Source organism: Pseudomonas putida, from assembly GCF_001636055.1.
In the GTDB taxonomy this organism is placed as follows: Bacteria; Pseudomonadota; Gammaproteobacteria; order Pseudomonadales; family Pseudomonadaceae; genus Aquipseudomonas; species Aquipseudomonas machongensis.
In genome coordinates this window covers 623,052-647,977 of sequence record NZ_CP011789.1, presented here as the reverse complement: position 1 = coordinate 647,977, position 24,926 = coordinate 623,052, and the positions used below count along the sequence as shown (strand labels likewise).

At 63.8% G+C, this 24,926-nt stretch carries 18 protein-coding genes and 1 pseudogene; 6 read left to right on the top strand and 13 right to left on the bottom strand.

Annotation, left to right across the window (positions count from 1 at the left end; genetic code table 11):
* Positions 1-217 precede the first annotated feature (217 nt).
* From AB688_RS02845 to trxA, 4 genes are all read right to left on the bottom strand, one after another.
* The gene (locus tag AB688_RS02845) at positions 218-1,186 is read right to left on the bottom strand and encodes a CDP-6-deoxy-delta-3,4-glucoseen reductase (protein WP_063542050.1); all 969 of its coding nucleotides are present in this window, start codon (positions 1,184-1,186) and stop codon (positions 218-220) included.
* Positions 1,186-2,652 (bottom strand): 4-hydroxy-3-polyprenylbenzoate decarboxylase, encoded by a 1,467-nt coding sequence (gene ubiD / locus AB688_RS02840; RefSeq protein ID WP_054894092.1) that lies wholly within the window; start codon positions 2,650-2,652, stop codon positions 1,186-1,188. The genes AB688_RS02845 and ubiD overlap by 1 nt, the downstream gene beginning before the upstream one ends.
* A 235-nt stretch (positions 2,653-2,887) precedes the next feature.
* Complete coding sequence (gene rho, locus AB688_RS02835) at positions 2,888-4,147, bottom strand: transcription termination factor Rho (RefSeq protein WP_039581904.1); 1,260 nt, start codon at positions 4,145-4,147, stop codon at positions 2,888-2,890.
* Between the two features lie 254 nt (positions 4,148-4,401).
* On the bottom strand, positions 4,402-4,731 hold the full coding sequence (gene trxA, locus AB688_RS02830) for a thioredoxin TrxA (protein WP_009684153.1): 330 nt from the start codon (positions 4,729-4,731) through the stop codon (positions 4,402-4,404).
* Positions 4,732-5,008: 277 nt separating this feature from the next.
* On the opposite strand from trxA, the gene ppx reads away from it, so the two are divergent.
* Positions 5,009-6,511: an exopolyphosphatase gene (ppx, locus tag AB688_RS02825; protein ID WP_063542049.1), complete on the top strand. Its 1,503-nt coding sequence runs from the start codon at positions 5,009-5,011 to the stop codon at positions 6,509-6,511.
* A gap of 53 nt (positions 6,512-6,564) precedes the next feature.
* Here the strand turns inward: ppx and ppk1 are convergent, their stop codons facing one another.
* A complete protein-coding gene (ppk1, locus tag AB688_RS02820; protein WP_063542048.1) occupies positions 6,565-8,796 on the bottom strand; it encodes a polyphosphate kinase 1 in 2,232 nt (743 codons plus the stop codon).
* Between the two features lie 20 nt (positions 8,797-8,816).
* A complete protein-coding gene (hemB, locus tag AB688_RS02815; protein ID WP_063542047.1) occupies positions 8,817-9,827 on the bottom strand; it encodes a porphobilinogen synthase in 1,011 nt (336 codons plus the stop codon).
* Positions 9,828-10,035: 208 nt separating this feature from the next.
* Between hemB and AB688_RS26020 the strand changes: the two genes are divergently transcribed.
* The gene (locus tag AB688_RS26020) at positions 10,036-10,680 is read left to right on the top strand and encodes a DedA family protein (RefSeq protein WP_172964798.1); all 645 of its coding nucleotides are present in this window, start codon (positions 10,036-10,038) and stop codon (positions 10,678-10,680) included.
* A gap of 549 nt (positions 10,681-11,229) precedes the next feature.
* Here the strand turns inward: AB688_RS26020 and AB688_RS27110 are convergent.
* Positions 11,230-11,808 (bottom strand): annotated as a pseudogene (locus tag AB688_RS27110) (sterol desaturase family protein); the annotation flags it as partial.
* Between the two features lie 112 nt (positions 11,809-11,920).
* On the opposite strand from AB688_RS27110, the gene elbB reads away from it, so the two are divergent.
* Positions 11,921-12,586 (top strand): isoprenoid biosynthesis glyoxalase ElbB, encoded by a 666-nt coding sequence (elbB, locus tag AB688_RS02800; RefSeq protein ID WP_054894099.1) that lies wholly within the window; start codon positions 11,921-11,923, stop codon positions 12,584-12,586.
* 59 nt (positions 12,587-12,645) lie between these two features.
* On the opposite strand, the gene AB688_RS02795 is transcribed toward elbB, so the two are convergent.
* The 3 genes from AB688_RS02795 to AB688_RS02785 form a co-directional block, all read right to left on the bottom strand.
* Entirely contained in the window at positions 12,646-13,095 is a 450-nt protein-coding gene (locus tag AB688_RS02795) for a YaiI/YqxD family protein (RefSeq protein ID WP_063542043.1), read from the bottom strand.
* 47 nt (positions 13,096-13,142) lie between these two features.
* Complete coding sequence (locus AB688_RS02790; protein WP_063542042.1) at positions 13,143-15,053, bottom strand: cytochrome c/FTR1 family iron permease; 1,911 nt, start codon at positions 15,051-15,053, stop codon at positions 13,143-13,145.
* A gap of 118 nt (positions 15,054-15,171) precedes the next feature.
* The gene (locus tag AB688_RS02785; RefSeq protein WP_054894102.1) at positions 15,172-16,098 is read right to left on the bottom strand and encodes a LysR substrate-binding domain-containing protein; all 927 of its coding nucleotides are present in this window, start codon (positions 16,096-16,098) and stop codon (positions 15,172-15,174) included.
* A 160-nt stretch (positions 16,099-16,258) separates the two neighbouring features.
* On the opposite strand from AB688_RS02785, the gene AB688_RS02780 reads away from it, so the two are divergent.
* Positions 16,259-17,641: a NorM family multidrug efflux MATE transporter gene (locus AB688_RS02780; protein ID WP_054894103.1), complete on the top strand. Its 1,383-nt coding sequence runs from the start codon at positions 16,259-16,261 to the stop codon at positions 17,639-17,641.
* 34 nt (positions 17,642-17,675) lie between these two features.
* On the opposite strand, the gene AB688_RS02775 is transcribed toward AB688_RS02780, so the two are convergent.
* On the bottom strand, positions 17,676-19,340 hold the full coding sequence (locus tag AB688_RS02775) for a putative bifunctional diguanylate cyclase/phosphodiesterase (protein ID WP_063542041.1): 1,665 nt from the start codon (positions 19,338-19,340) through the stop codon (positions 17,676-17,678).
* A 255-nt stretch (positions 19,341-19,595) separates the two neighbouring features.
* On the opposite strand from AB688_RS02775, the gene rep reads away from it, so the two are divergent.
* The gene (gene rep / locus AB688_RS02770; RefSeq protein ID WP_054894105.1) at positions 19,596-21,605 is read left to right on the top strand and encodes a DNA helicase Rep; all 2,010 of its coding nucleotides are present in this window, start codon (positions 19,596-19,598) and stop codon (positions 21,603-21,605) included.
* Positions 21,606-21,678: 73 nt separating this feature from the next.
* The gene (locus AB688_RS02765) at positions 21,679-22,251 is read left to right on the top strand and encodes a xanthine phosphoribosyltransferase (protein ID WP_011536381.1); all 573 of its coding nucleotides are present in this window, start codon (positions 21,679-21,681) and stop codon (positions 22,249-22,251) included.
* A 66-nt stretch (positions 22,252-22,317) separates the two neighbouring features.
* On the opposite strand, the gene AB688_RS02760 is transcribed toward AB688_RS02765, so the two are convergent.
* Both AB688_RS02760 and AB688_RS02755 read right to left on the bottom strand, forming a co-directional pair.
* Positions 22,318-24,180, bottom strand: a complete 1,863-nt coding sequence (locus AB688_RS02760) for an acetyl-CoA hydrolase/transferase C-terminal domain-containing protein (protein WP_063542039.1) — start codon at positions 24,178-24,180, stop codon at positions 22,318-22,320.
* 290 nt (positions 24,181-24,470) lie between these two features.
* Entirely contained in the window at positions 24,471-24,875 is a 405-nt protein-coding gene (locus AB688_RS02755; protein ID WP_054894126.1) for a c-type cytochrome, read from the bottom strand.
* Positions 24,876-24,926 lie beyond the last annotated feature (51 nt).

Below are 24,926 nucleotides of genomic sequence, written 5' to 3'. Positions count from 1 at the left end.
TGTGCCTACCGTAAGACATATGACGGCGAAACCTCAACCCCTTTTGGCAAAGTTTCACGCGCGATACCGACGACTGGAAAGTGTTGTTATAAGCATAGTAAAAGTTATTAACCCGGCGGGTAATAATTCACTGCTTATAATCGACGACGATAACTTTGGTTATTAATCACGGCGCGCCATTGCAGCGCGCCGTAGGCTCTCATGAAGACCTAATTACTCAGCCGCGTGGAGCGTAGGCAAACACGTCGGCGCGCATGCGGTGCGCATCCATGCCCGCCTCGACCAGCGCATCGAGCGTGCCATAGACCATGTTCGGTGAACCGCTGGCATAGACATGCACACTGTTCAGGTCGGCGATATCCTCGCACACTGCCTCGTGCAAAAGGCCGCAACGCCCCTCCCAGCCACACAGGTCGCTGACCACCTTGTGCAGGAACAGGTTGGGCAGACGCTCCCATTCGGCCCAGTGCTCGAGGGTGTAGAACTCCTCGGGCCGACGTACACCCCAGTACAGGTGCACCGGATGCTCGAAGCCGTTGGCGCGGCAATGCTCGACCAGGCTGTGCATCTGGCCCATGCCGGTCCCGGCAGCGATCAGCACCAGCGGTCCGTCCGGCAGCTCGGCCAGGTGTGCGTCACCGAATGGCAGTTCGATGCGGGCCATGCCGTTGCGTTGCAACTGCTCGATCAGCTTTACCGCACTGCTTTCACGGGCCAGCACATGCAGCTCGAGATCGCGACCTGCATGCGGGGCAGACGCCAGCGAGAAGGCAGCCTTGTCGGCCCCCTCCCGCTCGATCATCAGGTATTGCCCAGCGTGGTAGCGCGGCGGCTTGCCGGCGGGCGCGCGCAGACGCACCCGCCAGACATCCCCGCCTACCTCGACGCACTCGCTCACGGTGCAGGCCAGCTTGCGCACGGGCAACTCGCCCAAGGCCAGCACGCCATCCCACAGCAGCACGCAATCTTCCAGCGGTTCGGCGATGCAGGTGAACAGTTCACCGTGATCGCGGACCTCACCGTCCTGCCGCACCCGCCCTTCCACCAGCAACGCCGCACACACATGGCAATTGCCGTTGCGACAGCTGCTCGGGCACTCGTAGCCCAGGCGCCGCGCTGCATCCAGAATCCTCTCGCCCGGCTCGATGGACAGCACCGCGCCGGACGGCTGCAAGGTCACCTGCATCAATCTATTCCCAACTGGTCCCACAGCTCATCGATACGGCGGGTGACGGCCTCGTCCTTGACGATGACCCGGCCCCATTCGCGTGTAGTCTCGCCCGGCCACTTGTGCGTGGCGTCCAGGCCCATCTTCGACCCCAGGCCCGATACCGGCGACGCGAAGTCGAGGTAGTCGATCGGCGTGTTGTCGATCATCACCGTATCACGCTTGGGATCCATGCGCGTGGTGATGGCCCAGATCACGTCGTTCCAGTCGCGGGCGTTGACGTCGTCGTCGGTGACGATAACGAACTTGGTGTACATGAACTGTCGCAGGAACGACCACACACCCAGCATCACGCGCTTGGCGTGCCCCGGATATTGCTTTTTCATCGTCACTACCGCCATGCGGTAGGAACAGCCTTCCGGTGGCAGGTAGAAGTCGACGATCTCGGGGAACTGCTTCTGCAGGATCGGCACGAACACTTCGTTCAGCGCAACGCCCAGGATCGCCGGCTCATCTGGCGGCCGGCCGGTGTAGGTGCTGTGGTAGATCGGCTTCTGCCGATGGGTGATGCGTTCGATGGTGAACACCGGGAAGCTGTCCACCTCGTTGTAGTAGCCAGTGTGGTCGCCGTAAGGGCCTTCCGGGGCCATTTCACCCGGATGGATCACACCTTCGAGGATGATTTCGGCGGTGGCCGGCACCTGCAGATCGCTGCCGCGGCACTTGACCAGCTCGGTGCGGTTGCCGCGCAGCAGCCCTGCGAAAGCGTACTCGGAGAGGGTGTCGGGCACTGGCGTCACGGCGCCCAGGATGGTGGCCGGATCCGCGCCGAGTGCGACGGCCACCGGGAACGGCTGGCCGGGGTGCTTCTCGCACCATTCGCGGTAATCCAGCGCGCCGCCACGATGGCTCAGCCAGCGCATGATGACCTTGTTGCGACCGATGACCTGCTGGCGGTAGATGCCGAGGTTCTGGCGGTCCTTGTTCGGCCCGCGAGTCACCGTCAGGCCCCAGGTGATCAGTGGCGCCACGTCACCCGGCCAGCAGTGCTGGATCGGCAACTGAGACAGGTCGACATCCTCACCCTCGACCACCACCTCCTGGCACACCGCGTCCTTGACCACCTTGGGCGCCATGGACACGACTTTCTTGAAGATCGGTAGCTTCGACCAGGCATCCTTCAGGCCCTTCGGCGGCTCGGGCTCCTTGAGGAAGGCCAGCAGCTTGCCGATTTCACGCAGCTCGCCAACCGACTCGGCGCCCATGCCCATGGCCACACGCTCGGGGGTACCGAACAGGTTGCCCAACACCGGGATGTCGAAGCCGGTGGGCTTCTCGAACAGCAGCGCCGGGCCCTTGGCCCGCAGGGTGCGGTCGCAGACTTCGGTCATTTCCAGGACGGGCGAGATCGGAACCTGGATGCGCTTGAGTTCGCCGCGCTGCTCCAGGCCACGGATAAAGTCGCGCAAATCGCGATACTGCATGCGTGAGCCTCGTGTTGGCTGTATCGGTCGGGGGTGCAGAGTGTAGCGCCGATCGGGCTTTGATAGCCAAATGGCAGAGTGCAATGCGCTCGTTCGTAGGGCGCATCAATGACTTGGGGCCGTTCGCGCCCTTCGCGGGCAAGCCCGCTCCTACAGGATCTGTGCGATATCTGTGGGAGCGGGCTTGCCCGCGAAGGGACGCGAAGCGGCCCCAATCATTTCCAGCTTGAAACGCTTACTTGCGCTTCATCGACAGGAAGAACTCATCGTTGGTCTTGGTCTGCTTGAGCTTGTCGATGAGGAACTCGATGGCCGCCACTTCATCCATCGGATGCAGCAGCTTGCGCAGGATCCACATGCGCTGCAGCTCGTCGTCGGCAGTCAGCAGCTCTTCGCGGCGGGTACCGGACTTGTTGATGTTGATGGCCGGGAATACGCGCTTTTCAGCGATGCGGCGGTCCAGCGGCAGCTCCATGTTGCCGGTACCCTTGAACTCTTCGTAGATGACCTCGTCCATCTTCGAGCCGGTCTCGACCAGCGCGGTGGCGATGATGGTCAGCGAGCCGCCTTCCTCGATGTTACGGGCAGCGCCGAAGAAACGCTTGGGCTTTTCCAGGGCGTGGGCGTCGACACCACCGGTCAGGACCTTGCCGGAGCTCGGGATCACGGTGTTGTAGGCACGCGCCAGACGGGTGATGGAGTCGAGCAGGATGACCACGTCCTTCTTGTGCTCGACCAGGCGCTTGGCCTTTTCGATCACCATTTCGGCAACCTGCACGTGGCGGGTCGGTGGCTCGTCGAAGGTCGAGGCGACCACTTCGCCGCGCACGGTGCGCTGCATCTCGGTCACTTCTTCCGGGCGCTCGTCGATCAGCAGGACAATCAGGTGGCACTCGGGGTTGTTGCGAGTGATGTTGGCCGCGATGTTCTGCAGCATGATGGTCTTGCCCGCTTTCGGCGGAGCGACGATCAGGCCGCGCTGGCCCTTGCCGATAGGTGCGCACAGGTCGATGACACGACCGGTGAGGTCTTCGGTGGAACCGTTACCGGCTTCCATCTTCAGGCGATGGTTCGGGAACAGCGGCGTCAGGTTCTCGAACAGGATCTTGTTCTTCGCGTTTTCCGGACGGTCGAAGTTGATGGTGTCGACCTTCAGCAGGGCGAAGTAACGCTCCCCTTCCTTCGGCGGGCGGATCTTGCCGACGATGGTGTCGCCGGTGCGCAGGTTGAAGCGGCGGATCTGGCTGGGCGAGACGTAGATATCGTCAGGGCCGGCCAGATACGAGGCATCTGCCGAACGCAGGAAACCGAATCCATCCTGGAGAATCTCCAGCACGCCGTCACCCGAGATCTCTTCGCCGCTCTTCGCGTGTTTTTTCAACAGGGCGAAAATCACGTCCTGCTTGCGCGAACGGGCCATGTTTTCGATGCCCATCTGTTCGGCCATTTCCAGCAGATCGGTAATCGGCTTTTGCTTGAGTTCTGTCAGGTTCATAAGGGGAGTGACGTAATCATGTAAGAAGGGGGGAGAATTAAGCTTCTGGCTTAATGAGGCCGCGCCGCTAGACTGGCGACAGGATCGCGTACTGATTCGAATTGGGAGTGCGTCGGCGACGGCGTGCGAAGGGCACTGGAGAAGCAGTGCGAGGCCGAATGTAACACTTGCTTTTTTCGGCGTCTAGTGGTTTTGACAGGGGAAATCGAGCCTCGGGGGCAAAAAAAGCCCCGCATTTGCGGGGCTCTTTCACATCACAGGTGGGCGTCGAGGAACGCAGCCAGCTGGGACTTGGACAGCGCACCAACCTTGGTCGCCTCGACGTTGCCGTTCTTGAACAGCATCAGCGTCGGGATACCGCGCACGCCGTGCTTGGCCGGGGTTTCCTGGTTGTCGTCGATGTTCAGCTTGGCGACGGTCAGCTTGCCTTCGTAGGTGGAGGCGATGTCGTCCAGGACCGGAGCGATCATCTTGCATGGACCGCACCATTCAGCCCAATAGTCGACCAGCACCGGGCCTTGAGCCTGCAGCACTTCGGCTTCGAAGGTGGCGTCGGTGACGTGTTTGATCAGATCGCTGCTCATGGAGTTCTCCAGGTCGTAAGCATAAAAAACGTTGCCCATCATAGCCGCACCCACGCCCTACAGGAAGCCACGGCCGATTGAGTGTAACTATAGTTGTGCAAGACGCCACGAATCGAAACTGTCATACAAGCGTCATAGGATTTGTCCGAGGCCTTTGTTGATCAGTCATCCAGGCCACCCGCACATTGCCCTGCATCAATCCTCGCCATGTCGCGCGTTGGCGTATGCCCGCGATCATGGCAGGATTGCCGGGTTATCGACCGAGAACATCCAGATCATGCCGCAAACCACCGCGAAGAACCTGTCTCTGATCGCCGCCATCGACCTTGGCTCCAACAGTTTCCACATGGTCGTGGCCAAGGCCCACCATACCGAGATCCGCATTCTCGAACGGCAGGGGGAGAAGGTTCAGCTGGCTGCGGGCATCAGCGAAGATCGCCAGCTCAGCGAAGAAGCCATGCAGCGGGGCCTCGAATGCCTCAAGCGTTTCGCCCAGCTGATCAATGGCATGCCGGCCGGCGCTGTGCGCATCGTCGGCACCAACGCCCTGCGTGAAGCTCGCAACCGCAATGACTTCATCCTGCGTGCCGAAGCCATTCTCGGCCATCCGGTCGAGGTCATTTCAGGTCGTGAAGAGGCGCGCCTCATCTACCTGGGCGTGTCGCACACCCTCGCCGACACCCCCGGCAAACGCCTGGTCGCCGACATCGGCGGTGGCAGTACCGAGTTCATCATCGGTCAACGTTTCGAGCCACTGCTGCGCGAAAGCCTGCAGATGGGCTGCGTAAGCTTCACCCAGCGCTATTTCCGCGACGGCAAGATCACGCCGGCACGCTACGCCCAGGCCTACACCGCCGCGCGCCTTGAGCTGATGAGCATCGAGAACGCCCTGCACCGCCTGACCTGGGACGAAGCCATCGGCTCGTCGGGCACCATCCGCGCCATCGGCGCCGCGATCAAGGCCAGCGGCCATGGCAACGGCGAGGTCAATGCCGAAGGCCTGGCCGTGATCAAGCGCAAGCTGTTCAAGCTGGGCGAAGTCGACAAGATCGACTTCGACGGCGTCAAACCGGACCGGCGCACCATTTTCCCTGCGGGGTTGGCGATTCTCGAGGCGATCTTCGACGCCCTCGAACTGCAGCGCATGGACCACTGTGACGGCGCCCTGCGTGAGGGCGTATTGTTCGACCTGCTCGGCCGCCATCATCACGAGGACGTGCGTGAGCGCACACTGAATTCGCTGATGGAGCGCTATCACGTCGACCAGGGCCAGGCCGCGCGCGTGGAGCGCAAGGCGCTGCACGCCTTCGACCAGGTGGCCAAGGCGTGGGATCTGGAAAACGGCAACTGGCGCGATCTGCTGGGCTGGGCGGCGAAGGTGCATGAAGTCGGGCTGGACATCGCCCACTATCACTACCACAAGCACGGCGCCTACCTGATCGAACACTCCGACTTGTCGGGCTTCTCCCGCGAGGACCAGCAAATGCTGGCCCTGCTGGTACGCGGCCATCGCCGCAACATTCCCAAGGACAAGTTCGCCGAGTTCGGCGACGAAGGCGTCAAGCTGATCCGCCTGTGCGTGCTGCTGCGCTTCGCCATCCTCTTCCACCACATCCGCGGCACCCAGCAAATGCCCAAGGTCGAGCTCAAGGCTGCCGACGACAGTCTGGAAGTGGTGTTCCCTGAGGGCTGGCTCGAGCAGCATCCGCTTACCCAGGCCGACTTCGCCAACGAGGCGGAGTGGCTGGCGCGGGTCGGGTTCGTGCTGAGCGTGCGCTGAACCCCGACGCTGACCCTATGTAGGCGCGGCCTTGTGCCGCGCCTACAGCGTGTCTAGCGTACGTTCAGCACCGGGTTGCTCAGGCGCTCCAGCAGGGTCGCCTGGGCGCTGCGCGGGTTCTGGTTGCCGGTCGGGGTACTGCGCACATAACGACCGTCAGGCTGCAGGGTCCAGGCCTGGGTGTTGTCGGTCAGGTAGCCCTCAAGCTCCTTCTTCACCCGCAGCAGCAACTTCTTGCCCTCCACCGGGAAGCAGGTCTCGACGCGCTTGTCGAGGTTGCGCTCCATCCAGTCGGCGCTGGACAGGTAGATCTGCTCCTCGCCGCCGTTGAGGAAGTAGAACACCCGCGTGTGCTCAAGGAAGCGGCCGATGATCGAGCGCACATTGATATTGTGCGAAACCCCCGGGATGCCCGGACGCAGGCAGCACATGCCACGCACCACCAGGTCGATGCGCACGCCCGACTGGCTCGCCTTGTACAGGGCCTTGATGACCTTGGCATCGGTCAGCGAGTTGAACTTGGCGATGATGTGCGCCGGCTTGCCGTCGAGCGCGAATTGCGTCTCGCGGGCGATCATGTCGAGCATGCCCTTCTTGAGGGTGAAGGGCGCATGCAGCAGCTTCTTCATGCGCAGGGTCTTGCCCATGCCGATCAACTGGCTGAACAGTTTGCCGACGTCCTCGGTGAGCGCATCATCGGAGGTCAGCAGGCTGTAGTCGGTGTACAGGCGAGCGTTGCCGGCGTGGTAGTTGCCGGTACCCAGGTGCGCGTAGCGGACGATCTCGCCCTGCTCGCGGCGCAGGATCAGCATCATCTTGGCGTGGGTCTTGAAGCCGACCACGCCATAGATCACCACCGCACCGGCCGCCTGCAGTCGGCTGGCCATCTGCAGGTTGGACTCTTCGTCGAAACGCGCGCGCAGCTCGATCACCGCAGTGACCTCCTTGCCGTTACGCGCGGCATCGACCAACGCGTCGACGATCTCCGAGTTGGCCCCGGAGCGGTACAGGGTCTGGCGCACGGCGAGCACGTGCGGGTCCTTGGCGGCCTGGCGCAGCAGGTCGACCACCGGAGTGAAGGATTCGAACGGGTGCATCAGCAACACATCCTGCTTGCTGATGACGCTGAAAATGTTGTCGGCGTTCTGCAGGATCTTAGGGATCGCCGGGGTGAACGGCGTGTACTGCAGCTCCGGGTGGCTGTCCAGGCTAGTGATGCTGAACAGACGAGTCAGGTTGACCGGGCCATTGACCTGGTAAAGCTCGCTCTCGCTCAGGCTGAACTGCTTGAGCAGGTAGTCGGAGAGGTGCTTCGGACAGGTGTCGGCAACCTCCAGGCGCACGGCGTCGCCGTAGCGGCGCGAGAACAGCTCGCCACGCAGGGCACGGGCAAGGTCGTCGACCTCTTCGGAGTCCAGCGCCAGGTCGGCGTTTCGGGTCAGGCGGAACTGGTAGCAGCCCTTGACCTTCATGCCCTGGAACAGGTCGTCGGCATGGGCGTGGATCATCGACGACAGGAAGACATAGTTGTCGCCGGGGCCGCCAACCTCTTCCGGCACACGGATCACCCGTGGCAGCAGACGCGGCGCCGGGATGATCGCCAGGCCCGAGTCGCGACCGAAGGCATCGACGCCCTCGAGCTCGACGATGAAGTTCAGGCTCTTGTTCACCAGCAGCGGGAACGGGTGGGTCGGGTCGAGGCCGATCGGGGTGATGATCGGGGCGATCTCGTCGCGGAAGTAGCGACGCACCCAGGTCTTGAGCTTGGGCGTCCAGTAGCGGCGTCGGATGAAGCGAATCGCATGCTTCTCCAGCTCCGGCAGCAACACGTCGTTGAGGATCGCGTACTGGCGGTCCACCTCCAGGTGCACCAGCTCGCTGATCCGCGCCAGCGCCTGATGCGGCTGCAGGCCGTCGGCACCGGCCTGTTCCCGGGCGAAATTGATCTGCTTCTTCAGCCCCGCGACGCGGATCTCGAAGAACTCATCGAGGTTGCTGGAGAAGATCAGCAGGAACTTCAGACGCTCAAGCAGCGGGTAGGACTCATCCAGCGCCTGCTCCAGCACGCGGATGTTGAACTGCAGCTGCGAGAGCTCACGATGAATGTACAGGCTGCTGTCGTCCAGGCCCGGCACCGGAATCGCCGGGGCCGGCGCCGGGGCGGCGGCCTCGACGACAGGCGCAGGCTCCGGTGCCGCCGGCAGGTCCGGTGGGGTCTGCAGCAGTTCCTCCGGGAGGGCCTTGGCTTCCTTGATCTCGACAGCAGTGAGCACTTCGTTATTCATCTGACGTTCCTGTGAGGGCGTTACTGCCCTCTCAACAATTGAGCGGCACGCACGGCGAAATAGGTGAGGATGCCATCGGCGCCGGCCCGTTTGAAAGCGGTGAGGGATTCGAGAATCACGGCCTCGCTCAGCCAGCCGTTCTGGATGGCCGCCATGTGCATGGCGTATTCGCCGCTGACCTGATACACGAAGGTCGGCACGCGGAATTCGGTTTTGACGCGGTGAACGATGTCCAGGTACGGCATGCCCGGCTTGACCATGACCATGTCGGCGCCCTCGGCGAGGTCGGTGGCCACTTCATGCAGGGCCTCGTCACTGTTGGCCGGGTCCATCTGGTAGGAGGCCTTGTTGGCCTTGCCCAGGTTCAGCGCCGAGCCGACCGCATCGCGGAACGGGCCGTAGTAGGCGCTGGCGTACTTGGCGGAGTAGGCCATGATGCGCACGTTCACGTGGCCGGCCAGCTCCAGGGCCTCGCGGATGGCCTGCAGACGACCGTCCATCATGTCGGACGGCGCCACCACCTGGGCACCGGCTTCGGCATGCGACAGCGCCTGACGCACCAGGGCGTCGACGGTGATGTCGTTCTGCACGTAGCCCTCTTCGTCGAGGATGCCGTCCTGGCCGTGAGTGGTGAAGGGATCAAGTGCGACGTCGGTGATCACCCCCAGTTCCGGGAAGCGCGCACGCAGGGCGCGGGTGGCACGCTGGGCGATGCCATCCGGGTTCCAGGCTTCGGCACCGTCGAGGGATTTCTTCTCCACCGGGGTCACCGGGAACAGCGCCAGCGCGGGAATCCCCAGCTCGACCCAACCCTGTGCGGCTTCGAGCAGCAGGTCGATCGACAGGCGCTCGACGCCCGGCATCGACGGCACTTCCTCGCGACGATTTTCACCGTCCAGCACGAATACCGGCAGGATCAGGTCATCGACGGTCAGGGTGTTCTCGCGAACCAGGCGACGGGAGAATTCGTCCCGGCGGTTGCGACGCAGGCGGGTAGCAGGAAACAGGCGGTTGGCGGGGGTAAAGCTCACGGCAGACTCCTGAGCCCGCGCAGGCGGGCTAGCGCGACAGTTATAAGCGCCCATTATGACGCCTAGGTTACAGGGAAGGGCAACCCTGCGACTTGTGGCCGCAGGCATTGTCCTTGTAGGAATTGTTCACGTCGAGACACATTTGGACACTTTCCCCCAGGCGCGCGAAGGGGTAGGCTGCGCGTTCATTTCGCCAGCACCTCAGAAAATGCTTCAACAATTCCTGCAGGATTTCGGCTATTTCGCCCTCTTTCTAGGCACCTTCTTCGAAGGCGAGACCATCCTGGTACTTGCAGGATTTCTCGCGTTCCGTGGATACATGGACATCAGCCTGGTCGTGGTGGTGGCGTTCTTCGGCAGCTATGCCGGTGACCAACTCTGGTATTTCATGGGCCGTCGCCACGGGCGCAAGATCCTCGCGCGCAAACCGCGCTGGCAGGCCATGGGCGACCGCGCGCTGGAACATATCCGCCGCCACCCCGACATCTGGGTGCTGAGCTTCCGTTTCGTCTATGGCCTGCGCACCGTGATGCCGGTGGCCATCGGCCTGTCCGGCTATCCCCCGCGGCGCTACCTGCTGCTCAACGGTATTGGCGCGGCGATCTGGGCCCTGGCCCTGGGCGCAGCGGCCTATCACTTCGGCGCCATCCTCGAAGGCCTGCTGGGCAACGTGAAGAAATACGAGCTATGGGTGCTCGGCGGCCTGCTGGTGCTGGGCGGGCTGCTCTGGCTGCGCCGACGTTTCCGCAACCTGCGTGCCGAGCGCAAGGCGGCGGCAGAAAGCCAGGCCGCACAGGCTGAACAGGCTGTAGAGCCCGAGCAGGAGCCAGGCCAAGGGCGTGACCGCCCCTAGGCCCAACACCCCACCCAGATAAAGCGCCGGCCCGTTGGACGCCAGCCGCAGCAGCTCGAGGCGCGCGGCCCAAGGCCGGTTCTCCAGCGCCACCCCAAGCACGAACAAGCCAAACGCCATCAGTGTCCAGCCAAGCACCAGCGCCGCTGGCGGCACGCGCTCGGCCACCTCCATCAGGTAACTCCCCAACCCTGCGTACACGGCGAACTGCAGCGCCACGTACAACTGCTGGGCTCGCCCCAGCGGTATCTCGAACTTGCGAAACTGCGCCAGATCAACCTTGGCCTGTGGATAACCCGCCTCCACATCCGCCGGTCGCCATCCGGTGGGCATGAACCAGATCCGCAGCTTGTCCCACAGACTGCGAGTGCGCCGCGCATCGCGCCAGAGCTGGGCATAGAACTGCAGGTTGGCCCACAGCGGATTCCAGCTCGCCAGCGGTGTGGTCACGCCGAACACCACGGGCTCGCGCGGGTCCTCCTCCTGGAAAGTGCCGAACAGGCGGTCCCAGAGAATGAACACGCCGCCGTAGTTGCGATCCAAGTACAAAGGATTCTGCGCATGGTGGACGCGATGGTTGGACGGCGTGATCAGTACCCATTCGAGCCAGCCCAGCTTGGGCACGTGCCGGGTATGCACCCAGAACTGGTACAGCAGGTTCAACGATGCCACGGTGACGAATACCAGCGGCGGCACGCCGATCAGGGCCAGCGGCAGATAGAAGATCCACGAGAAGAGAAAGCCGCTGCTGGTCTGGCGCAGGGCGGTGGTGAGGTTGTACTCCTCGCTCTGGTGATGCACCGAATGCGCCGCCCACAACACGTTGCGTTCATGGCCGAGGCGGTGCAGCCAGTAGTAGCAGAAGTCGTAGAGCACGAACGCCAGCAACCAGACCCAGAGCGCACCGTCCGGCAGGCGCAGCAGGGCCAGGTGCTCCCAGGCCAGCGCGTAGCTTACAAGCCCGACGCCCTTGGTCAGCAGCCCCGTGCTGGTCGACAGCGCCCCGGTGCTCAGGCTGTTGATCGAATCGGCCAGGCGATAGTTGCGCTGCCCGCGCAGCCGGTCGGTGACCAGCTCCACAGCAATCAGCACGAAGAAGAACGGCACGGCCAGCAGAATCAGGTCCATGGTGACGATCCCAAGCGTTATCCACAGAGATTAGGCCGCGTCGGGCACAACCCTTATGGCCACATCTGCCAAACTAGAGGACATTTAGCGCCTCGACACTGGAGTAATGAGCATGACGAAAAAGGTAGCGGTGATTCTTTCCGGCTGTGGCGTGTATGACGGCGCCGAAATCCACGAAAGCGTGATCACCCTGCTGCGCCTCGACCAGCGCGGCGCCCAGGTGCAGTGTTTCGCGCCGAACATCGCGCAGATGCACGTGATCAACCACCTGACCGGCGAGGAAATGCCCGAGTCGCGCAATGTACTGGTGGAGTCGGCGCGCATCGCCCGCGGTGAAGTGAAGGATATTCGCGAAGCCAAGGCCGAGGACTTCGACGCGCTGATCGTCCCTGGCGGCTTTGGCGCTGCGAAGAACCTGTCCAATTTCGCCGTCGAAGGGACCAGTTGCAGCGTGAACCCCGAGGTACTGGCACTGGCCGAGGCCTTCGCCGCGGCGTGCAAGCCGGTCGGCCTGATCTGCATCTCGCCGGCGTTGGCCGCGAAGATCTACGGCCCAGGCGTGGTCTGCACCATCGGCAACGATGCCGACACCAGCGCAGCCGTGGTGAAGATGGGCGGCACCCATGAAGAATGCGATGTGCATGACATCGTCGAAGACACCCAGCGCAAGCTGGTGACCACCCCGGCCTACATGCTGGCCAAGTCGATCAGCGAAGCGGCGGGCGGGATCTACAAACTGGTGGACCGGGTGCTGGAGCTGACTCACGAGAAGGACTGAAGCGCATCAGGGCGGGCCTTTTCGCGGGCAAGTCGGAGCGCCGAACCGCCGCGAAAAGGTCAACGCGTCAACCGCGTGAGGATTCGATCCAGCGAATTGGCAAACGCCTGCTTCTCCCGCTCGCCATAGGGCGCCTGCCCGCCGCCGACCTGCCCCTGTTCACGCAACTCGGTGAACAGGTTGCGCACCGCCAGTCGATCGCCCATGTTGCGCTCGTCGAACTCGCGACCACGCGGGTCCAGCGCCGCCACACCCTTCTTGATCAGACGATCGGCCAGCGGTACGTCGCTGCAGATCACCAGCTCGCCGGGCTCTGTATGCTCCACCAGGTAGTCGTCGGCGGCATCCATGCCGCTGGGCACCACGATCAGCCGCACGATCGCGAAGGCCGGTTTGGCCACGGCCTGGCCGGCCACCATTACCACTTCCAGCTTGCGCTTGAGGGCGAATTTGACGATCAGGTCCTTGGCCGCCTTGGGGCAGGCGTCGGCGTCGATCCATATGCGCATGACGATGTTTCCGTGATTCGAAAAGCAATAGTGTGCCAGCCCCGGCCTCAGTTCGCTGCAGCCCTGCGTTTTTCGGCAATGCGCGAGCGTCCGTAAAGCACCACGATAGCCAGCAATGCCACCGCCTGCGCACTCAACGAATAAGCGTCGGCATGAATCCCCAGCCAATCGAACTCGAAGAACGGCACCGGTCGCGTGCCCAGTACCCCAGCCTCCTGCAGCGCCTTGACGCCGTGCCCGGCGAACACCACCGACAGCGCGCACAACAACGCAGCGTTGATGCTGAAGAACAGCGACAGTGGCAGCTTCGCCGATCCACGCAGAATCACCCAGGCCAATCCCACCAGCAACACCAGCGCGGTAGCGCCACCGGCCAGCACCGCCTGGTGCCCGGCAGGCCCGGCCTGCAGCCACAGGGTTTCGTAGAACAGGATCACCTCGAACAGCTCGCGGTACACCGAGAAAAACGCCAGCATGGCAAAGCCGAAGCGCCCGCCACCACTGAGCAGGCTGCTCTTGATGTAGTCCTGCCAGGCTGCGGCGTGGCGCCGGTCATGCATCCACACCCCCAGCCACAGCACCATGACCGCAGCGAACAGCGCCGTGCAGCCCTCGAGCAACTCGCGCTGGGCGCCGCCGACATCGATCACATAGGCCGCCAGGGCCCAGGTGGCGAAACCTGCCACCAATGCCAGGCCCCAGCCAATGTTGACGCTGCGTACCGCCGACTGCTGCCCGGTATTGCGCAGGAAGGCGAGGATCGCGGCCAGCACCAGGATCGCCTCCAGGCCCTCGCGCAGCAGGATCAGCAGCCCGGAGATGTAGCTCAGCGACCAACTCAGACCATCGCTGCCCAGCAGTTTCGCCGCCTGCTCCAGCTTGACCTTGGCCTCGGCCAGGCGCTGCGCAGCCTGCTCGGCGGGCAGGCCATCCTGCAGCGACTGCCGGTAGGCCATCAACGACTTCTCGGTATCCTTGCGCACCTGCGCGTCGATGTTGTCGAGCGAGCTCTCCACCAGCTCGAAGCCTTCGAGATATGCGGCCACCGACAGGTCGTAGGCCTGGTCGTGATCGCCCTCGCGGTAGGCCGCCAGGCTCTTGTCCAGGGTGCTGGAGGTGTATTCGAGCAACTGTGCCGGGCCACGCTTGACCTGCGGTGGCTGGGCGCGCTGGGCACGGAATGCGGCAACGGCGTCGGCGCCTTCGTTGGCGGCGACTTCGGCCGGAGTCTGGCGGGCCAGGTCGGCGATGTTCCAGGTTTTGTCACCCTTGGCCGCCTGCGGGTCGGCGGTGAAGCTGGCAATGTAGGCCGCCACATCCCAGCGCTGGCGTTCGTCGAGCTGGTCGGCGAACGACGGCATCTCGGTGCCCTCGATACCCAGGCCGAGGGTGTTGTACAAGTCGAACAGGCTCAGCTGGTCAAGGCGCTGGGCGTCGCGCAGGTTGGCCGGCGCAGGCTCCAGGCCGACACCCGCAGGGCCGTCACCGGCACCGGTGTCACCGTGGCAGATCGAGCAGTTCTGCGCGTACAACGCAGCACCGCGTGCCGGATCCGGCGTGATCACCGGCGCCTGGCTGACCTCATAGGCCACCGCCAGCCGCGCGCCCAACTGCCGAGCCTGGTGCGCCACGGCGCTGCCGTCATGGCGTTGCTCGATGGCCTGGCGCAGCGCCTGCACACCCTGCTCGAGAGCGTCGCGTTCGGGGTTGGCCGGCAAGCCATTGACCAGCTCGGCCAGCACCCCGCTGAACTCCTGCTGTTCGCGGTATTCACCCTCATCCACCACCTTGCCGCCCTCTACGGTCGGCGGGTAGTCGGCACCGATATAGTCCAGCAGGTGCAACGCCTTGATGGCCTCGGCGGGGGCTTCGGCCTGCGCCAGGGTGCTGCACAGCGCCAGCACCGGACCGAGCAACAAGGCCGGCAACCACGCGAGCGGACGGGAACGGGGAATCATGGGGCGATCTCGGCGAGAATACGAAAGCGAACATTGTTCACTTCCACTTCGACTTGCTCAAGGTTCGCGGGCGGATTTCATGAAAAATCTTGCAACGAATACGTCCTGATCGGCCCGCTCAAGACGCTCCCAGGATCTCCACCTCAGGCAAGTCCATCGCCGCCGCCTCCTCCTGCAAGAAGGCACTCAAACGCCGCAACCGCTCGCCGCCCGGGCGGGTGCGCGGCCATACGAGGTAATAGTCCAGGCCGCTGGCCACCGCCGTCGGCCATGGCAGACTCAGTCGCCCCTGGGCGACGTCTTCGGCGACCATCAGCAGGTCACCCATCGACACCCCATAACCCCGAGCAGCTGCGATCATGCCCAGCTCCAGGGTATCGAACACCTGCCCGCCCTTGAGCGACACCGTTTCGCTCAGGCCCATGCGCGCCAGCCAACTGCGCCAGTCGCGACGATCGGGCGTCGGGTGCAACAGTTCGACACTGGCCAGCCTGCGCGCATCCCACGGCGCTTCGGCCTGCAGGTCCGGAGCGCCAACCGGGATCAGCAGCTCGGCGAACAGCCGGCGCACCTCCCAGTCCACCGGAAAGTTGCCGTCGCTGAGCAGCACGGCGCAATCGAAAGGCTCTTGATTGAAATCCACATGGTCGACGTCCATCCAGGCGCTCGTCAGTTGCACCTCGTTGCCCGGCTGCAGGTGGCGAAAGCGGCTCAGGCGCGCCAGCAGCCAGCGCATGGTCAAGGTCGAGGGGGCTTTCATGCGCAGGATGTCGTCTTCGCCGCGCAAGGTATTGCAGGCCCGCTCCAGTGACGAGAACCCGTCGCGCACACCGGGCAACAGCATCCGCGCCGCCTCGGTGGGCTGCAGATTACGACCGTTGCGCACGAACAGGCGGCAGCCGAAGTGATCTTCAAGCGTGCGGATGTGGCGGCTGACCGCGCTCTGGGTGATGGACAGCTCCTCACCGGCGCGGGTGAAGGAGCTCAGCCGCGCGGCGGCTTCAAATGCGCGCAGGGCATACAACGGTGGTAGCTGACGAGACATGGGGCACCTGTCATACGGGCGCATGAGGCAATTCGGCAGAAGCATACATCCATGAGTTCAACTCATGCCAATGATCGCTTTTATCTTTTTGTGCAATGTTGACCGAAGCCTCAGAATCGTGAGCTCTTTGTGTAGGACCCACACCCAAGGACTTCCCCCCATGCATGTCGCGCCCACCACCGAACTCAAGGCTCTGCTGCGCCTGGCCGGCCCCCTGGTCGCCTCGCAATTGGCGCACATGCTGATGGTGCTCACCGACACCCTGATGATGGCGCGCATCAGTCCACAGGCGCTGGCAGGGGGCGGCCTGGGCGCGGCGAGCTATTCGTTCGTGTCGATCTTCTGCCTGGGCGTGATCGCCGCGGTCGGCACCCTGGTGGCCTTCCGCAAAGGCGCAGGTGACATCGCCGGTGCCACGCGCCTGGCGCAGAACGGCCTGTGGTTGGCCTGGGGCCTGGCGCTGGGCGCGGCCCTGGTGTTGTGGAACCTCAAACCTTTGCTGCTGCTGTTCGGCCAGCGTCCCGACAACGTCGACATGGCCATGCAGTTCCTTACCCTGCTACCCCTGGCGCTGCCCGGCTACCTGACCTTCATGGCCCTGCGCGGCTTCACCAGCGCACTGGGCCATTCGACCCCGGTGATGGTCATCAGCCTGGTGGGCACGGTACTCAACTACCTGTTCAACCACGCGTTGATCGAAGGCATGTTCGGCCTGCCCAAGCTGGGCCTCATGGGCATCGGCCTGGTCACGGCCGTGGTGTCGCTGGGCATGGCCATCGCCCTGGCTCTATACATCCACTGGCACCGTGCATACGACGCCTATCCGCTGCGCAAGGGCCTGTCACACCCATCGCTCGATGCACTTCGCGAGTTGTGGCGGCTGGGCCTGCCGATCGGCGGTACCTACATCGTGGAAGTCGGCTTGTTCGCCTTCGCCGCCCTGTGCATGGGTGTACTGGGCGATACCGAGCTGGCCGCCCACCAGATCGCCCTGCCGATCATTTCGGCAGCGTTCATGGTGCCGACCGGGCTGTCCTATGCGGTGACCATGCGAGTCGGGCTGTACTACGGCGCAGGCAACCTGCTGGCCGCGCGCAGCGCCGGGCGCATCGGGATCGGCCTGGGCGCGGTGGTGATGTTCACCTTCGCGGTGCTGTTCTGGCTGTTCCCGGAGACCTTCGTGGGGCTGCTGGTCGACCGCAATGATCCGGCGTTCGCCGCCATCTTCGCGCTCGCCGTGCAGCTGGTGATGGTGGCCGCCTGGTTCGAGCTGTTCGACGGCACGCAGACCATCGCCATGGGCTCGATCCGCGGCCTGAAGGACGCCAAGACCACGTTCGTGATCGGTCTGCTGTGCTACTGGCTGGTGGGCGCGCCATGCGCCTGGGTGTTCGCCTTCACGCTCGGCGGGGGTGCGGTGGGTATCTGGTGGGGCTTGGCGCTGGGGCTGGCGTGTGCGGCGGTGGCGCTGACGCTGGCATTCGAATGGCGGATGAAGCGGTTGCTGGGCAAGGCGGCCGTGGGGGCGGCGGTTTCGGCCTGAAATCAGTGGCGGCCCTATCGCGGGCCGCTACCGGCTAAACACTCACCAACTGCGGCTTGGCCGCCTGGAACAGGTAGACGATCAGCTCATCGATCGGCAGCGGCCGGCTCACCAGGAACCCTTGCACCTGGTCGCAACCGAAATCACGCAGCAGACCCAGTTGCTCATCGCTTTCCACCCCTTCGGCCACCACTTCCAGGTTGAGGTTGTGCGCCAGGTTGATCATCGCGTGCACCAGCTTGCGGTTTTCTTCGCGCTGTTCCATGCCGGCGACGAAGCTGCGATCGACCTTGAGCAAGGTGATGGGCAGGCTGTTCAGGTGCACGAACGACGAAAAACCAGTGCCAAAGTCATCCAGCGAGAAACGCACACCCAGGCGCCCCAGTGCATCCATGGTCTGGCGCACCACTTCGTTGCGGCGCATCACCGCGGTCTCGGTCAGCTCGAACTCCAGCCAACGCGCATCGACGCCGTGTTCGACGATCAGCCGGCTCAGGGTCGCCAACAGCTGGCTGTCCTGGAACTGGCGGAAGCTCAGGTTCACCGCCATGTGCAGCGGCGCCAGGCCGTGCTCGCCCAGGGCCTGCATGTCACGCAGGGCGCGGGAGATCACCCAGTAGCCCAGCGGTACGATCAGCCCGCTCTGCTCGGCCAGCGGCACGAACTCGCTCGGCGGCAGCAGGCCACGCTCGGCATGCCGCCAGCGCACCAGTGCCTCGAGGCCGACGATGGTGCCGTCCTTGAGGTTCAAGCGCGGCTGGTAGTGCAGCTCCAGCTCGTCACGACGCAGGGCCCGACGCAGCTCGCTTTCCAGGTCGGCGAGGCTGCGGGCGTTGCTGTTTATTCGCTCGTTGAACACGTAATACGTGCAGCCTTGGCTGCCCTTGGCCTGGCGCATGGCGATGTGCGCATGCCACATCAACGGATCGGCGCCCGCTTGCGCACGGGCATGGGCCAGGCCCAGGCTGCAACCAAGCAGCAGGCTTTCGCCATCGATCCAGTACGGCTCGGCCAGGGCTTCGACGATACGCTCGGCGGTGCGCTCGGCGCGGCTGGGGTCGCGGCGGGTGTCGATCAGCAGCGCGAACTCATCGCTGCCCAGGCGCGCCAACTGATCACCGGCCTCCAGCTGCTGCTTGAGTCGGTTGACCACCTGCAGGATCAGGCGATCACCGCCCTGGTGCCCCAGGGCGTCGTTGACGTGACGGAAGTTGTCCAGGTCCAGGTGACCGAGGGCCAGGCCGCGGCCTGCGTTCTCCGCCAGGCGTGCGCTGAGCAGTGCCTGGAAGCCCTGGCGATTGGCGATGCCGGTGAGCGGGTCCTGCTCGGCCAGGCGTTGCAAGGTGGCGACCAGCACACCGCGTTCACGCACATGACGCAACGAGCGGCGCAGCGCGTCACTGCTCAGTTGCCCACGCACCAGCCAGTCACTTACGCCCACCGGAGGCGTCTCGGGCTCGTGCTCCAGCAGCAGGATGGTCGGCAGGTCGCAGCGTCCGGGTGTCGGCTGCAGGTCGGGCGTGGCCAGTACCACGGCTTGGCGATCGTGAACGAACAGGCTGTCCACCGCCTCCCAGTTCGGCGCAGTCAGCAGTACCGCGCTGCCAGCCAGCGGCTGGACACATTCGCGCAGCAACGCAGCCCATTCCGGCTCATCGGCCAACAGCAGCAAGCGCAACGGTTCGACGGGCGTGGACAAGCGGGCTCCTTAGGGCTCGAACAGTGTGACCGAGGATGTGCCGTATCCTAACCGACAAGTGGAAATGATTCTCACTTTTATATGTGGCGTTCCCTGCCCCGCATCTCGACGGATTTTGCCGTGCATCCTGCGCGAAAGTCGCAACGCCCGCAAATCTGAATGGTGCGCTGCATCACACTGTCAGACGGTCGCGCCATAACCGACCCATGCCTGCTAGAATGCGCGGCTATTTTCTGGTTACTCCCGGTTTCTAGCATGTCCCGACTCAACCCCCGGCAACAGGAAGCCCGAGACTACGTCGGCGGCCCTCTATTGGTGCTCGCCGGTGCAGGCTCCGGCAAGACCAGCGTGATCACGCGCAAGATTGCCCACCTCATCCAGAACTGCGGCATCCGTGCCCAGTACATCGTCGCGATGACCTTCACCAACAAGGCCGCGCGCGAGATGAAGGAGCGGGTCGGCACCCTGCTGCGTCCAGGCGAAGGCCGGGGCCTGACGGTGTGCACCTTCCACAACCTGGGCCTGAACATCATCCGCCGGGAACACCAGCGCCTGGGCTACAAGCCGGGCTTCTCGATCTTCGACGAGTCCGACATCAAGGCGCTGCTGTCGGACATCATGCAGAAGGAATACTCCGGCGACGACGGGCTGGACGAGATCAAGAACATGATCGGCTCGTGGAAGAACGACCTGATCCTGCCCGCCGAAGCCCTGGAGAAAGCGCGCAACCCGCGCGAGCAGACCGCCGCCATCGTCTACACCCACTACCAGCGCACGCTCAAGGCGTACAACGCGGTGGACTTCGACGACCTGATCCTGCTGCCGGTCAAGCTGTTCCAGGAGCACACCGACGTGCTGGAACGCTGGCAGAACCGCGTGCGCTACCTGCTGGTCGACGAATACCAGGACACCAACGCCAGCCAGTACCTGCTGGTGAAGATGCTCATCGGCATGCGCAACCAGTTCACCGTGGTGGGCGACGACGACCAGTCGATCTACGCCTGGCGTGGCGCGCGCCCGGAAAACCTGATGCTGCTCAAGGAGGACTATCCCTCCCTGAAAGTGGTGATGCTCGAGCAGAACTACCGCTCCACCAGCCGCATCCTGCGCTGCGCCAACGTGCTGATCGCCAACAACCCCCACGACTTCGAGAAGCAGCTGTGGAGCGAGATGGGCGTGGGCGACGAAATCCGCGTGATCCGCTGCAAGAACGAGGAAGCCGAGGCCGAGCGCGTGGCCATGGAAATCCTCACCTTGCACCTGCGCACCAATCGCCCGTACAGCGACTTCGCCATCCTCTACCGCGGCAACTACCAGGCCAAGCTGATCGAGCTGAAGCTGCAGCACCACCAGGTGCCCTATCGCCTGTCGGGCGGCAACAGCTTCTTCGGTCGCCAGGAGGTCAAGGACCTCATGGCCTACCTGCGCCTGCTGGTCAACCCGGACGACGACAACGCCTACCTGCGGGTGATCAACGTGCCGCGCCGCGAGATCGGCTCGACCACGCTCGAAAAGCTCGGCAACTACGCCACCGAGCGCGGCGTGTCGATGTACGCGGCAAGCGAGGAGCTGGGCTTGGGCGAGCACCTCGATGCGCGCTACACCGAGCGCCTGCAGCGCTTCAAGCACTGGCTCGACGGCGTGCGTCACAAGGTTGCCCTGGAAGACCCGATCGCTGCGCTGCACGAGATGGTCAAGGACATCGACTACGAGAACTGGATCCGCCAGAACACCGCCAGCGACAAGGCGGCGGATTTCCGCATCGGCAACGTCTGGTTCCTGATCGATGCGCTGAAGAACACCCTCGAGAAGGACGAAGAGGGTGACATGACCATCGAGGACGCCATCGGCAAGCTGGTGCTGCGCGACATGCTCGAGCGCCAGCAGGAAGAGGAAGAAAACGCCGAGGGTGTGCAGATGATGACCCTGCACGCCTCCAAGGGCCTGGAATTCCCCTACGTATTCATCATGGGCATGGAGGAAGAAATCCTCCCCCACCGCTCGAGCATCGAAGCCGACACCATCGAGGAAGAGCGCCGCCTGGCCTATGTGGGCATCACCCGCGCCCGTCAGACTCTGGCCTTCACCTTCGCCGCCAAGCGCAAGCAGTACGGCGAGATCATCGACTGCACGCCCAGCCGGTTCCTGGATGAACTGCCGCCGGACGACCTGGCCTGGGAAGGCCTGGAGGATGCGCCTGTGGAGGTGAAGGCGGCGCGGGGCAATAACGCGCTGGCCGACATCCGGGCCATGCTCAAACGCTGACCAACCGTTACTCTTTAAACCTTTGCCGCGACCTTCTGGATGCGGCCACCTTTGCTACATCGAGGAATACACAGTGGAAGCACTGCAGCAGAAGATTCGCGAAGAAGGCATCGTGCTTTCCGATCAGGTTCTCAAAGTCGACGCGTTTCTCAACCACCAGATCGACCCTGCGCTGATGCAACTGATCGGTGACGAGTTCGCCCGCCTGTTCGCAGACTCGGGCGTGACCAAGATCGTCACCATCGAAGCGTCGGGCATCGCCCCGGCGGTGATGACCGGCCTGAAGCTGGGCGTGCCGGTGATCTTCGCCCGCAAGCATCAGTCGCTGACCCTGACCGAGAACCTGCTGACCGCTTCGGTGTATTCCTTCACCAAGCAGACCGAGAACACCGTGGCCATCTCGCCGCGTCACCTCAACAGCAGTGATCGCGTGCTGGTGATCGATGACTTCCTGGCCAACGGCAAGGCTTCACAGGCGCTGATTTCGATCATCAAGCAGGCCGGCGCCACCGTGGCGGGCCTGGGGATCGTCATCGAGAAATCGTTCCAGGGCGGTCGCGCCGAGCTGGACAGCCAAGGCTATCGCGTCGAATCGCTGGCTCGGGTGAAGTCGCTGGAAGGTGGGGTCGTGACCTTCATCGAATAAGGCCGCTACGCGAGCTCTGTGGGAGCGGGTTTACCCGCTCCCACAGGGGCCAGCATGTCCGAGCGTTTATTTTGCAGCCTGCAACCCCGCCAGCAGCAACCGCTGGTACAGCTCCTCCTTCAGCCCCTGCGGTTCACTCAGCCCCATCCGCACCAGATGCGCCGTATAGGCCTGAGGTTCTGGCGCATCCAGCGCCGCCTTGCCCAGCTCCAGCACCTCGCTCAGCTTGAACTTGCTCTTGAGCCAGTTCAGCGCCCGCAGCAGGTCCTGCTCCTCAGGCGTGAAGTCGCTGCCCAGCGGGTACTCGGGGAACAACCCCGCATACCGCGCCCTGATCGCTTCCAGGCGCTCGGGCGTGTTGTCGGTGAAGCGTGCCGATAGCTCGAAGTCCCGCGCCAGCTTGCCGGCCTTCTTGGCCTGCTCCATCAAAGGTTTCTGAAAACGTGAGTCACTGATTGCCAGCAACCGTGCGATCACCTCGCTGTCGGTCTGCCCACGCAGATCGGCGATGCCGTATTCGGTGATCACGATGTCACGCAGGTGCCGGGGAATGGTGCAATGTCCATACTGCCAGAACACATTCGACGTCACCTCGCCACCCGCCTCGCGCCAGCTACGCAGCAGCAGGATCGAGCGCCCGCCCTCCAGTGCATGGCCCTGGGCGACGAAGTTGTACTGCCCGCCCACACCGCTGAGCACCCGGCCATCTTCCAGCTGATCGGCCACCCCGGCACCGAGCAGGGTCATGCCAAACACCGTGTTGACGAAGCGCGCATCGCGGCGCTGGCGACGCTTGAGTGCTTCGTCGCCATACAGCTCGTTAATGAAGCTGATGGCGGTCATGGCGAAGCGTTTGCGCTGCTCAAGAGGCATCTGCCGCAAGCGCTGGTAGAAATCTGCGGTGCCGAGAAAGAACCCGCCATGCACCAGCACGCCCTGCTCGTCGGCCGGGCGCCGCACCACGCCTGCTTCGGCCAGCGCCAGCAGGCCGTTGACGAACATCTCGCTGCAGCCGTAGAGCCCTTGGGCGAAGGCATCCATACCACCCTCACGCTCGATCAGCGTTTTCCAGGGGTTCAGGTCCAGGTCTTCGAGCAACGCGCGGTAGGCGTCGTTGTCGTCCTGGCGCGCGAGCAGCGCTGCGGCCACGGCATCGCCCATGGCGCCGATGCCGATCTGCAGGGTGCCGCCATCACGCACCAGGGTGCTGGCGTACAGGCCGATGCAGTGGTCCTGGAGGGTGACCGGCATGTTCGGGGTGCAGAACAGTCGACGCTGCTCGGGGGTATCGATCAGCAGGTCGAAATCCTGTGCAGGCAGTTCGGCGTCGCCCGGCATGTAGGGCAGTTCGGCATGCACCTGGCCGAGCATGAGGATGGTTTCGCCTGCGGCACGGCGTTTGGCGATCATTGGCAGCAGGTCGAGGGTAATGTCGGGGTTGCAGGCTAGGCTCAGGTGATCCGGACGCTCGGGCGTAGCGGCAACGATCTGGGCGATGAGGTTCAAGCCCTTGGCGTTGATATCGCGCGCAGCGTGGCTGTAGTTGCTACTGACGTAGTCCTGCTGGGCGGTCTCGCTGTGCAGCAGCGAACCGGGCTGCATGAAGAACTGCTCGACACGGATGTTGGCCGGGAGGGTGTCGTTGCGCAGGTCGGCGAGGTAGTCGAGCTCTTCGTAGTCGGCGAAGACGCGCTCGACGAAGGGTTCGAGGAAGCGCCGCTGCAGGCCGTCACCCAGCGGCGGTCTGCCCAGGCTGAGGGCGGTGTAGATTGTCAGGCGCCGCTCGGGCAGGCTGCGGATGCGGGCATAGAGGGCGTTGACGAAGGCATTGGGTTTGCCCAGGCCCAGGGGCAGGCCCATGTGGATATGGGCCGGGAGGCGGGCCAGGACCTGGTCGACGGCCTGGTCGATCGAGCAGCGATGGGGCATCGGGGGCTCCTGTGGCTTTGTGGGGGCTTGCAGGCTGTGACCATTACCCTGGCTGATTTGCTGACCAGACCGGCCCTTTCGCGGGCAAGCCCGCTCCTACAGGTTGGGACCATTGCCCTGGCTGATTTGCTGAACAGGCCGGCCCTTTCGCGGGCAAGCCCGCTCCTACAGGTTGTGATCATTACCCTAGCTGATTTGCTGACCGGGCCGACCTTTTCCCGGGACCGGCACCTACCCATAAATGCAAAAGCCCGCCATCAATGGCGGGCTTTACGCAAATCCAGTCCGGTCTACAGCCCGGACATCTTCTTGATCGCCCCCTTGAGCTCCTCATCCGAGCAGTCGGCGCAGGTGCCCTTGGGCGGCATGGCGTTGATGCCGGTGATGGCCTTGGCCAGAATCCCGTCGAGGCCGCCCTGGTGATCGGCGCGCTCTTTCCAGGCCGCCGTGTCGCCGATCTTCGGCGCGTTCAGCAGGCCCGTGCCATGGCAGGCATTGCAGTGCTTGGCGATGATTTCGTCGGGTGTCTTGGCGCCACCGCCACCGGCCGATACGGCCACTTCCATGCCTTTGCACTCCTGGCCCTGGACGCACACCTGCCCCACCGGCTCCAGGCGCTTGGCGATGTCGTCGTTGGTCGCAGCGCTTGCATTGAGTGCCCAGAGGGCGAATACGGCTGCTGGTACGGCCAGCATTTTCTTGATTTGGTTCACGCGTACACCCTCATGGTGGCTAATCACGCCCGC

Excerpts from the sequence above, each read along its gene's own strand:
- AB688_RS02760 (WP_063542039.1), bottom strand. The coding sequence starts at position 24,180 with ATGCCCCATCGCTGCTCGATCGACCAGGCCGTCGACCAGGTCCTGGCC.
- AB688_RS02785 (WP_054894102.1), bottom strand. The coding sequence starts at position 16,098 with ATGTCTCGTCAGCTACCACCGTTGTATGCCCTGCGCGCATTTGAAGCC.
- rep (WP_054894105.1), top strand. The coding sequence starts at position 19,596 with ATGTCCCGACTCAACCCCCGGCAACAGGAAGCCCGAGACTACGTCGGC.
- AB688_RS02845 (WP_063542050.1), bottom strand. The coding sequence starts at position 1,186 with ATGCAGGTGACCTTGCAGCCGTCCGGCGCGGTGCTGTCCATCGAGCCG.
- rho (WP_039581904.1), bottom strand. The coding sequence starts at position 4,147 with ATGAACCTGACAGAACTCAAGCAAAAGCCGATTACCGATCTGCTGGAA.
- AB688_RS02790 (WP_063542042.1), bottom strand. The coding sequence starts at position 15,053 with ATGATTCCCCGTTCCCGTCCGCTCGCGTGGTTGCCGGCCTTGTTGCTC.
- AB688_RS02780 (WP_054894103.1), top strand. The coding sequence starts at position 16,259 with ATGCATGTCGCGCCCACCACCGAACTCAAGGCTCTGCTGCGCCTGGCC.
- elbB (WP_054894099.1), top strand. The coding sequence starts at position 11,921 with ATGACGAAAAAGGTAGCGGTGATTCTTTCCGGCTGTGGCGTGTATGAC.
- ubiD (WP_054894092.1), bottom strand. The coding sequence starts at position 2,652 with ATGCAGTATCGCGATTTGCGCGACTTTATCCGTGGCCTGGAGCAGCGC.
- AB688_RS02755 (WP_054894126.1), bottom strand. The coding sequence starts at position 24,875 with ATGCTGGCCGTACCAGCAGCCGTATTCGCCCTCTGGGCACTCAATGCA.
- AB688_RS02795 (WP_063542043.1), bottom strand. The coding sequence starts at position 13,095 with ATGCGCATATGGATCGACGCCGACGCCTGCCCCAAGGCGGCCAAGGAC.
- ppk1 (WP_063542048.1), bottom strand. The coding sequence starts at position 8,796 with ATGAATAACGAAGTGCTCACTGCTGTCGAGATCAAGGAAGCCAAGGCC.
- ppx (WP_063542049.1), top strand. The coding sequence starts at position 5,009 with ATGCCGCAAACCACCGCGAAGAACCTGTCTCTGATCGCCGCCATCGAC.
- AB688_RS26020 (WP_172964798.1), top strand. The coding sequence starts at position 10,036 with ATGCTTCAACAATTCCTGCAGGATTTCGGCTATTTCGCCCTCTTTCTA.
- trxA (WP_009684153.1), bottom strand. The coding sequence starts at position 4,731 with ATGAGCAGCGATCTGATCAAACACGTCACCGACGCCACCTTCGAAGCC.